The following is an 8403-nucleotide window of genomic DNA, read 5'->3' as shown; positions in this document are numbered from 1 at the left end:
ACGCCCAGCGCCACGGTGCGGCGTATCGTCAACATCACCGCCCTGACCGTGGCAGACGCCAACGTGCCGCGATAAAGACTGGTGCGATAGCGGGCGCTAACTTAAAATTGGCGCAATCTTTGCAAGGGCCTGCCCAATGATTGGGCAGGCCCTTGCATTTTCAGAGGGATTCCGTCACACTAGCGCCTTGAAATTTCGGGTTAACCCGTAGTTTCTGAAAGGTGTAGATTGATGCTGAAGGCCTTTGCCACCCGGGCGTACCAGGCAGGTTTTGCGTGTGTTTTGGGTGCTGCGCTCGCGTTGGCGCCGGCCATGGGGCATGCCAAGAAGCCTGCGCTCCTTGACAGTTCTTCCCCCATCGCCGTTGCGCAACTGCCTTCCCAGGGCCGCGCCACTTATGCGCTGATCCGAGAAGGGGGCCCTTTTCCGCACGACAAGGACGGGACGGTGTTTGGCAACCGTGAACGCCTTTTGCCTGCGCAGAAACGGGGGTACTACCGTGAGTACACCGTGGGAACCCCGGGGGCACGCAACCGGGGAGCGCGCCGTATTGTATGCGGAGGGCAGCCCCGCACCCCCGATGCCTGTTACTACACCGCCGACCATTACGCCAGTTTTCGCGAAATTATCGAATGACCCTTACTGCAACGCACAGCCCGCTCTCCTTGGTACGGGGATGGACGCCGGCCCCGTTTGACACCCTGCCCGGCGCGCTGGCGCAGCCAGGCGCACGCGCAGGGGCGAATTTTTGGACTTCAAAAGAAAGAGACGCGGAGATGGATACGCCACTTCGTAAAGACCCGGATTCCCCGCTGCGCGGCACGCGCGCCAACATTGTGCAGTCCATTCGCGCCCATCGCGTGCCGGACCTGCAGAGTGCGGCCGCTGCGCTGGGGCACCACTTCCTTTACGCCAACCTCGCCCATGCCCAGACCAAGCAGGACGTGCTGGATCTGATTGCCCAGCAGTTCACTTTTCCGGCGCATTTCGGCAAAAACTTCGATGCGCTGTCCGACTGCCTGACCGATCCGCTGCACAAGTCGGGTCCGCAGCCGGGCTTCATCGTGGTGCTCGAACAGATTCCAACGACGGTCAAATTCGACAAGGAAGCACGCGAGCAACTGCTTGATGTGTTCCGCGACGCGGCAGACTTCTGGAGCGACCGCAAGATCCCGTTCCGCTGTTTCTATTCTTTTCTGTAGCCCGTTCTGCATCCTACGGCCAGGCAGAACGGGCGAGCGAGGCTAACCAGGCAGCGGGCGTGGTGCAAGGCATTGCCATCGCGGCGGACGCCGCCGAGAAAATGCCCACCGACAAGCTCGTGGATGTGACCCCTCTGGCGCTGCGGATGAGCAGCCCCTTCAACTCGGGCTATTGGCTCGCGGCTGCCTGAGGTGCGTTGCCGTCCTGGCCGCGGCGCACCGCGCCTGCGAAACTGCCAAACCCGCCCCAGAGGCGGGTTTCGCGCATCTGGCCAGGCCCTGGGCGGCATCGTCAACGCAGCAGAACTGCACCGCTCGCTATAGTGGTCAGCCCTTTCCCTGTGCGCCTATGTCCAAAGAAAAATCCATCTACATCTGTTCCGAATGCGGTGGCACCAGCCCCAAGTGGTTGGGCAAGTGCCCGCAGTGCGGCGCCTGGAACACCCTCGTGGAGTCGGTCGCGGACGTGGGTGGGGCGAAGCACCGTTACAGCGGCACGCAGTACGCCGGCCTGGCCTTGGCGCAGGCCGTGGCGCCGTTGTCGGCCATCGAGGCCACCGAAGTGGCACGCACGGCCAGTGGCATCGAGGAGCTCGACCGCGTGCTCGGCGGTGGCATCGTGGAGGGTGGTGTGGTGCTCATCGGCGGCGACCCCGGCATTGGCAAATCCACGCTGCTGCTGCAGGCATTGGACGCGCTGCAGCGCGCCGGCCTGCCGACGCTCTACGTCACGGGCGAGGAGAGCGGCGCCCAGGTAGCGTTGCGCTCGCGCAGGCTCGGGCTCGACCACAGCCAGGTCAACGTGCTGGCAGAGATCCAGCTCGAAAAAATCCTGGCCACCATTGAGGCCACGCAACCGGCTGTGGCGGTGATCGACTCGATCCAGACCGTGTATTCCGACCAGCTCACCTCGGCACCGGGGTCGGTCGCGCAGGTGCGCGAGTGCGCTGCGCACCTGACGCGCGCCGCCAAAAGTTCGGGCGTCGCCATCGTGCTCGTGGGCCATGTGACCAAGGAGGGCGCGCTGGCCGGCCCGCGCGTGCTCGAACACATGGTCGATACGGTGCTGTACTTCGAAGGCGACACCCACAGCCAGTTTCGACTGGTGCGCGCCATCAAGAACCGCTTTGGCGCAGTCAACGAAATCGGCGTCTTTGCGATGACCGAGAAGGGCCTCAAAGGGGTGACCAACCCCAGCGCCATTTTCCTGAGCCAGCACAGCGAGCCGGTGCCCGGCAGTTGCGTGCTGGTCACGCTGGAGGGCACGCGCCCCCTGCTGGTCGAGATCCAGGCCCTGGTCGATGGCGGCGGGCCCAATCCGCGCCGCCTTTCGGTGGGGCTGGAGCGCGATCGCCTGGCCATGCTGCTGGCGGTGCTGCACCGCCATGCCGGTGTGGCCTGCGCCGACCAGGATGTGTTCGTCAATGCGGTCGGCGGCGTGCGCATCAGCGAGCCTGCCGCCGATCTGGCGGTGATGCTGGCGATCACGTCGAGCCTGCGCGGCCGGGCCCTGCCCCAGGGCTTCATTGCGTTCGGCGAAGTGGGCCTGGCCGGCGAGGTGCGCCCCGCGCCGCGGGGCCAGGAGCGCCTCAAGGAAGCGGCCAAGCTGGGCTTTCGCGTCGCCGTGGTGCCGCGGGCCAACGCGCCCAAGAAGCCGATCGAAGGTCTGGCCATTCACCCCGTGGAGCGCGTGGAAGAGGCCATGGCGGTCGTGCGCGGTCTCGATTGAGGCGCCGCGTGCACTATCAAAACAAGAGCGTTTAGCGCCCGTACTGCAATGGTTTCAGCATGGATTGTGGGCGAATCCTTGATAAGGCATGCGCTGGCAGCTCCTTTTTTGATAGCTCGATCGCGGGAGCCCACCGGCCGCACGGGCCGGCCCAGCCAGGGCGCAAGGCGCGCCGCGGCACCGACGCCCGGCCAAAGACCCTATACGCACTCCCCACAGCCGCCGCCTTGGCAGTCCATAAGACAATACGGCCCATGAATTTGCGCAATATTTTGGTGCCCGTGGGGCTGGTGCTGCTGATGGCGGCTGCATACCGTTCGTATGGCTGGTCGGGCGTGGCCGCCGTGGGTGGTGGGATCGTCATGTGGCTGCTGCTGCATTTCACGCGCTTCATGTCGATCATCCGCAAGGCCTCGGGCCGGCCGATCGGCTACGTCGGCAGCGCCGTGATGCTCAATGCCAGGCTGCGCCCGGGCGTGACCCTGATGCACGTGGTGGCCATGACGCGCGCGCTGGGCGAGCCGGTCTCGCCCAAGGATGCGCAGCCCGAGGTCTACCGCTGGAGCGACGGCTCGAAATCGTATGTGACCTGCGAGTTCCTGCACGGCCGCCTGGTGAAGTGGGAGCTTTCGCGCCCGGCCCAGGACGATGGCGGCGCCAGCGCTCCCGCGCCGCGCTCCGAAGGCACGCCAGCCCCGTAAAATCCCTTTTTTGCGACCGACAGCAACCCAAAGGAAACCCATGAGCCCCGTAGTTCCCTCGATGGCCGACCGTGACGGCAAGATCTGGATGGACGGCCAGATGGTGGATTGGCGCGATGCCAAGATCCATGTGCTGACCCACACCCTGCACTACGGCTGTGGTGCCTTCGAAGGCGTGCGCGCATACCACACCGCCGACGGCACGGCCATCTTCCGTCTGGAAGAGCACACCGAACGCCTGTTCAACAGCGCCAAGATCCTGCGCATGAAGATCCCGTTCACCCCCCAGGAAGTGAACGAGGCGCAGAAGGCCGTGGTGCGCGCGAACCAGCTCGAATCTTGCTATTTGCGCCCATTGACCTGGATCGGGTCGGAAAAGCTCGGCGTTTCGCCCAAGGGCAACCAGATCCACCTGATGGTCGCCGCCTGGGCCTGGGGCGCGTATTTGGGCGAAGAGGGTATGGCGCGCGGCATCCGCGTCAAGACCAGCAGCTATACGCGGCACCACGTCAACATCACCATGACGCAGGCCAAGGCGGTCAGCAATTACAGCAACTCCATCCTGGCGAACATGGAAGCCCTGGACGACGGCTACGACGAAGCGCTGCTGCTCGATGCCTCGGGCTTTGTCTCCGAAGGGGCGGGCGAGAACATCTTCCTCGTCAAGAACGGCGTCGTCTACACGCCCGACCTGTCAGCCGGTGCCCTCAACGGCATCACGCGCAACACCGTGTTCCACATCGCCAAGGACCTGGGCCTGGAAGTGGTGCAAAAGCGCATCACGCGCGACGAGGTCTATATCGCCGACGAAGCCTTCTTCACCGGCACGGCCGCCGAGGTGACGCCGATCCGCGAACTCGACCGCATCGAGATCGGCAGCGGCAGCCGCGGCCCCATCACCGAGAAGATCCAGAGCGCTTTCTTCGACATCGTCAATGGCCGCAATCCCAAGTACGCCCACTGGCTCACCAAGGTCTGAACCATGTCCCAAAACGTTGTTGAACTGCTGGCCAAAGACCTGAACGACCAGGGCGGGGTGTTTTGCCCCAACCCCAAAGCAGGCATGAAGCTCTGGAATAACCACCCCCGGGTGTACCTGGATGTGGCACACACCGGAGCGGCCAAGTGCCCCTACTGCGGTACGGTGTACCGCCTCAAGGCGGGTGAGTCGGCAGCCTCCCATCATTGAGTCCGGCGCCGCCGTGGAGGCTCCGTCCCAACCCGGGGGCTCTCGGCCGCTGCGGGTCATGCACTTCGTCACGGGTGGGTTTTCTGGCGCCACCCAGGTGGCGGTCGACTTGTGCCTGGCCGCGCGTGGCAGCGACGCCATGGAGGCGATGTTGGTGCTGCGCCGCAAGCGCAACACCGACGCAGCCCGGGTCGAGGCACTGCGGGCCCAGGGGCTGCGCGTGGGGGTGGTGCCGGGGTGGTCGCACGCGGCGACCATTGTGGCGCTGCGCAACTTGGCGGTGCAGCACCGGCCCGATGTGCTGGTGGCGCACGGCTTCAGCGAACACCTCTGGGGCCGTTATGCGGGCCTGTGGGCAGGCGTGCCGCAGCTGGTCCAGGTCGAGCACAATTCGCGCGAGCGCTACACACGCTGGCGACTGGCGCAGTCGCGCTGGCTGGCGCGCCGCAGCGCGGCCCTGGTGGGCGTCTCCGACGGGGTGCGTGACCGGCTGATCGAACTGGGCTTTCCGGCCGAGCGTTGCCTGGCCATTCCCAATGGCGTGGACCTGGAACGCTTCCCGGCTGCCGAGCTGCTGCCCATGGCCGAGCGCCTGCCCGCCCTGGTGATGGCCTCGCGCTTTGCGCGCCAAAAGGACCAGGCCACGCTGATCGATGCCGTGGCCCTGCTGGCCCAAAAGGGGCTGCGTCCGCCCTTGTATTTCGCGGGCTTGGGCAAGAAGGCCCTGCTCCAGCAGGCGCAGGCCCGCGTGCGCGCGCACGGATTGGAGTCCCAGGTGCATTTTTGGGGGCAGGTGTCCGATCTGCCGCAGCGGCTCATGCGCAGCCCGCTGTTCGTGCTCTCCACCCACTACGAAGGCATGCCGCTGGCCTTGGTCGAGGCCATGGCTGCCGGCTGCGCCTGCGTGGCCAGCGATGTGGTGGGGGTGCGCGGCGTGATCGAGCCCGGCCAGACCGGCGAACTGGTGCCGGAAGCCGACGCCGCCGCGCTGGCCGCCGTGCTCGAGCGCCTGCTGACCCATCCGGCCGAAGCGGCGCGGCTGGGGCTGGCCGCCCGCCAGGCGGCCGAAGCCCGCTTTGACCGCCACCTGATGCACGCACGCTACGCCCAGCTGCTGCTGGGCCTGCCGCGGCGGCCCGACGCAGGCCACTGACTTATTTCAGCAGCGGGCCGCGACGGGCGTTGTGCCAGGCGCTCAGGGCGCTGTAGGCACACTGGCGCTTGAATTTGCGCCAGCGCTGCCCCAACCGCACGGCCGTGGCCTTGCTGCCGATGCTGCTGGTGAAGCTGGTCTCGTCGAGCACCAGTGCGGCCGGTGAGACGCCCAGCACCGCCAGATCGTTCTCCCACCAATAGCGCAGATCGACGTCGATCGGCCGGCCAAACGGCAGGCGCGACTGGCACAGCTTTTGCGCCCCCGCGCGGCTGATGGCATAGCCGGCCGTCATGCTGGGCACCCGCTTGTAATCGACCAGCTCCACGCCCCGGTCCAACAGGCAGCGGCCGCGGAAGGTATCGCGCTCCCGGCCTATCAGCTTGACCATGTCCCAGGGCTGCGCGCGCTGGCCGATCGCCTCGAGCAGCGCGGCGAAGCCGTCTTTCAAGCCCACGTCGTCTTCCAGCACGACCATGGCGGGCGCCCCGCTGGCGAGCAGCTGCTGCCACAGCCGCAGGTGGCTGGCATAGCAGCCTTTTTCGCCATTCACCAGCGTGGCGTGGTATTGGCGTGCGTTGAGTTCGGCCGAGTACAGCCGTTGTTGCTCGGCTTCGTCCAGGTCGGCCCACCACACCGCCTCGAAGCGCGTGCCGTGCAGGCCCTGGCGGGCCAGCTCGGCCTCGAGCTTCGCGCGACGCTCCGTGTCACGTGCCAGATTGATATAGAAGATAGGGAGCGACATGGTGGCGGCCTGCGGTCAATGCGAGAAATATTTGCGCAGGAACTTGGGCACCAGGCGCTGGCTTTTTTTGCGGCGCGGCGTGCCGGCGTTTTCGGCCTCGGCATGCTGCGCGGTTTCCAGGTAGCCGCGAAAGTTCAGCGGCCGCTCGGCCAGCACGTCGCCGACCACCATCGAGAACAGGCGTTCGTAGGCCGGAAAACGCGATTCGAAGAGGTGAAAGAACTCGTTCTTGCCATAGAACGTGCCGATGCCGAACACCCCTTCATGGCCCAGCGCCCATTTCGAGACGATGCAGCTGGTGGGGGGCTTGAGCGCCAGTGGCACCTGCTGCGCGCGCGCACGGGCCGACAGCACCTCGGCGGCGTCAAAGCGCTCGCTGGACTTGAGGCTCGGGCTGCCCAGCGCCTGCCAGGTCGCCTTCGTGAAGGCCATGAACATCGGGCCGGCATACACCTCGGTGTTTTTCTTGTGGTTGGAAAACTGCGACAGGCCGAACACGGCGCCGCGCTCGGCGCTCTGCACCGCTTCGCGGTACGCCTGGGTGTGCAGCGGGAACGCATCGATGTCGCAGAACACGATCACGTCGCCGGGCTGGTGGCGCTCGATGACCTCGTTCATCCAGACGCCATGCGCCTTGTGGTGGTGGCGCTCCTGGCGCAGGTCCAGCCCGAGCTTGGAAAAAACGGCGGCCTGCCCCTGCAGAATGGCGGGGGAAATGTTGTCCCAGTGCAGGGAATAGACCGGCGGCATCGTGGGCGTCATGGCGTGGCTTTCGGTGGTTCAGTCTGCTGCTCGATCACCGGGCCGGCAATCAACAAGGCCATCATGAACACGAAGAAGTGGCTTTCGCGTGCGCTGAACAGGGGCGAATTGACCAAGCTGTCAGCCGCCAGCGCCGTGGCAAAGCCCAGCAGCAGGAATTGATCGGGCATGCTGCGCCTGCGTGCGGCATAGAACAGGCTGGCGACCAGCGCCACGAACAGCAAGCCGCCGAGCGCGCCATTTTCGACCATGAAGAACAGGTACTGGTTATGTGGATGCCAGCCAAATTCCTGGCAGTCCTCGGGCCGGGTGTTCAAGCGACAGGCTTCCGTATCAAAAGAGCCCGTGCCCGTGCCCGCCAGGGGGTGTTGCTGGATCAGTGCGACGACGGACTTGTAATTGTACAAACGGTGGCCCAGAGAGCTGTATTTGTTGCTCTCATGGCTTTGCACCTCCTGCCAGCCCAGCCGGATCTTGCCCATCAACAGCGGCGAACTCACTGCGACCAAACCCAGAAGGGCGACGGTGGCGCCCAGCACCCAAAGCTTCTTTTTGCCAGGCGCTGCCGCCACGCCGGCAACCACCAGGCAGCTGCCCAACAGAAAGACCCCCGTGCGCCCCCATGACATGTGCGTGATGCTCACCGCCCCCAGCAGCGCCAAAAGGACCCAGCCAGCGCGCGTCCAGGGGGTTGTGCATTTCCACACTAAGGCCAGGCAGGCCAGCACGAAGAAACTCATCATCACGCTTTGCGTGATGTAGTCGCCCACCACCGTATGGTCCACGCCCCAGCCGGTCTGCTGTGTGGCCGACCAGGGCAGCGCAACAAAGATGCCGGCATAGGCTGAGGCCAGGATGAAGCCCATCGCCGCCATGAAGGCGTACAGGCAATGGCGGCGCGTTTTGGCATCGAACAGCACTG

Annotated in this window: 11 protein-coding genes; 8 read left to right on the top strand and 3 right to left on the bottom strand. The window is 65.5% G+C overall.

What is annotated here, in order from left to right:
* Positions 1 to 231: 231 nt before the first annotated feature.
* The 8 genes from B2J89_RS19405 to B2J89_RS19375 all read left to right on the top strand — a co-directional run bounded on the left by B2J89_RS19405 (position 232) and on the right by B2J89_RS19375 (position 5974).
* Complete coding sequence (locus B2J89_RS19405) at positions 232 to 636, top strand: ribonuclease domain-containing protein (protein WP_169170539.1); 405 nt, start codon at positions 232 to 234, stop codon at positions 634 to 636.
* Between the two features lie 140 nt (positions 637 to 776).
* Positions 777 to 1202, top strand: coding sequence for a barstar family protein (locus B2J89_RS19400; RefSeq protein ID WP_169170540.1), 426 nt, complete (start codon positions 777 to 779; stop codon positions 1200 to 1202).
* A 59-nt stretch (positions 1203 to 1261) separates the two neighbouring features.
* Positions 1262 to 1393, top strand: a complete 132-nt coding sequence (locus tag B2J89_RS23145; protein WP_256368391.1) for a hypothetical protein — start codon at positions 1262 to 1264, stop codon at positions 1391 to 1393.
* A 158-nt stretch (positions 1394 to 1551) separates the two neighbouring features.
* Positions 1552 to 2931 (top strand): DNA repair protein RadA, encoded by a 1380-nt coding sequence (radA, locus tag B2J89_RS19395; protein ID WP_169170538.1) that lies wholly within the window; start codon positions 1552 to 1554, stop codon positions 2929 to 2931.
* A 254-nt stretch (positions 2932 to 3185) separates the two neighbouring features.
* Entirely contained in the window at positions 3186 to 3632 is a 447-nt protein-coding gene (locus B2J89_RS19390) for a glycerate kinase (protein ID WP_169170537.1), read from the top strand.
* A gap of 40 nt (positions 3633 to 3672) precedes the next feature.
* Complete coding sequence (locus tag B2J89_RS19385; RefSeq protein WP_169170536.1) at positions 3673 to 4611, top strand: branched-chain amino acid transaminase; 939 nt, start codon at positions 3673 to 3675, stop codon at positions 4609 to 4611.
* A gap of 3 nt (positions 4612 to 4614) precedes the next feature.
* Positions 4615 to 4821, top strand: a complete 207-nt coding sequence (locus B2J89_RS19380; protein ID WP_169170535.1) for a zinc-finger domain-containing protein — start codon at positions 4615 to 4617, stop codon at positions 4819 to 4821.
* Between the two features lie 58 nt (positions 4822 to 4879).
* Positions 4880 to 5974 (top strand): glycosyltransferase, encoded by a 1095-nt coding sequence (locus tag B2J89_RS19375; RefSeq protein ID WP_173025322.1) that lies wholly within the window; start codon positions 4880 to 4882, stop codon positions 5972 to 5974.
* A gap of 1 nt (position 5975) precedes the next feature.
* Here B2J89_RS19375 and B2J89_RS19370 read toward each other — a convergent pair whose 3' ends face one another.
* The 3 genes from B2J89_RS19370 to B2J89_RS19360 are packed head-to-tail and all read right to left on the bottom strand — an operon-like array spanning position 5976 to position 8251.
* Entirely contained in the window at positions 5976 to 6719 is a 744-nt protein-coding gene (locus B2J89_RS19370) for a glycosyltransferase family 25 protein (RefSeq protein WP_169170533.1), read from the bottom strand.
* A gap of 15 nt (positions 6720 to 6734) precedes the next feature.
* Positions 6735 to 7481: a hypothetical protein gene (locus B2J89_RS19365; protein WP_205763904.1), complete on the bottom strand. Its 747-nt coding sequence runs from the start codon at positions 7479 to 7481 to the stop codon at positions 6735 to 6737.
* Complete coding sequence (locus B2J89_RS19360; protein ID WP_169170532.1) at positions 7478 to 8251, bottom strand: O-antigen ligase family protein; 774 nt, start codon at positions 8249 to 8251, stop codon at positions 7478 to 7480. Before B2J89_RS19360 ends, B2J89_RS19365 begins: the two co-directional genes overlap by 4 nt.
* Between the last annotated feature and the right edge of the window lie 152 nt (positions 8252 to 8403).

It is taken from the genome of Acidovorax sp. SRB_24, assembly GCF_012931925.1.
This window is presented reverse-complemented; position numbering and strand designations above follow the sequence as displayed.

What these genes read in the sequence shown, in the direction of transcription:
- B2J89_RS19405 (WP_169170539.1), top strand. Translation starts at nt 232, where the DNA reads ATGCTGAAGGCCTTTGCCACCCGGGCGTACCAGGCAGGTTTTGCGTGT.
- B2J89_RS19365 (WP_205763904.1), bottom strand. Translation starts at nt 7,481, where the DNA reads ATGACGCCCACGATGCCGCCGGTCTATTCCCTGCACTGGGACAACATT.
- B2J89_RS19380 (WP_169170535.1), top strand. Translation starts at nt 4,615, where the DNA reads ATGTCCCAAAACGTTGTTGAACTGCTGGCCAAAGACCTGAACGACCAG.
- B2J89_RS19400 (WP_169170540.1), top strand. Translation starts at nt 777, where the DNA reads ATGGATACGCCACTTCGTAAAGACCCGGATTCCCCGCTGCGCGGCACG.
- B2J89_RS19375 (WP_173025322.1), top strand. Translation starts at nt 4,880, where the DNA reads ATGCACTTCGTCACGGGTGGGTTTTCTGGCGCCACCCAGGTGGCGGTC.
- B2J89_RS19370 (WP_169170533.1), bottom strand. Translation starts at nt 6,719, where the DNA reads ATGTCGCTCCCTATCTTCTATATCAATCTGGCACGTGACACGGAGCGT.
- B2J89_RS19390 (WP_169170537.1), top strand. Translation starts at nt 3,186, where the DNA reads ATGAATTTGCGCAATATTTTGGTGCCCGTGGGGCTGGTGCTGCTGATG.
- B2J89_RS19385 (WP_169170536.1), top strand. Translation starts at nt 3,673, where the DNA reads ATGAGCCCCGTAGTTCCCTCGATGGCCGACCGTGACGGCAAGATCTGG.
- radA (WP_169170538.1), top strand. Translation starts at nt 1,552, where the DNA reads ATGTCCAAAGAAAAATCCATCTACATCTGTTCCGAATGCGGTGGCACC.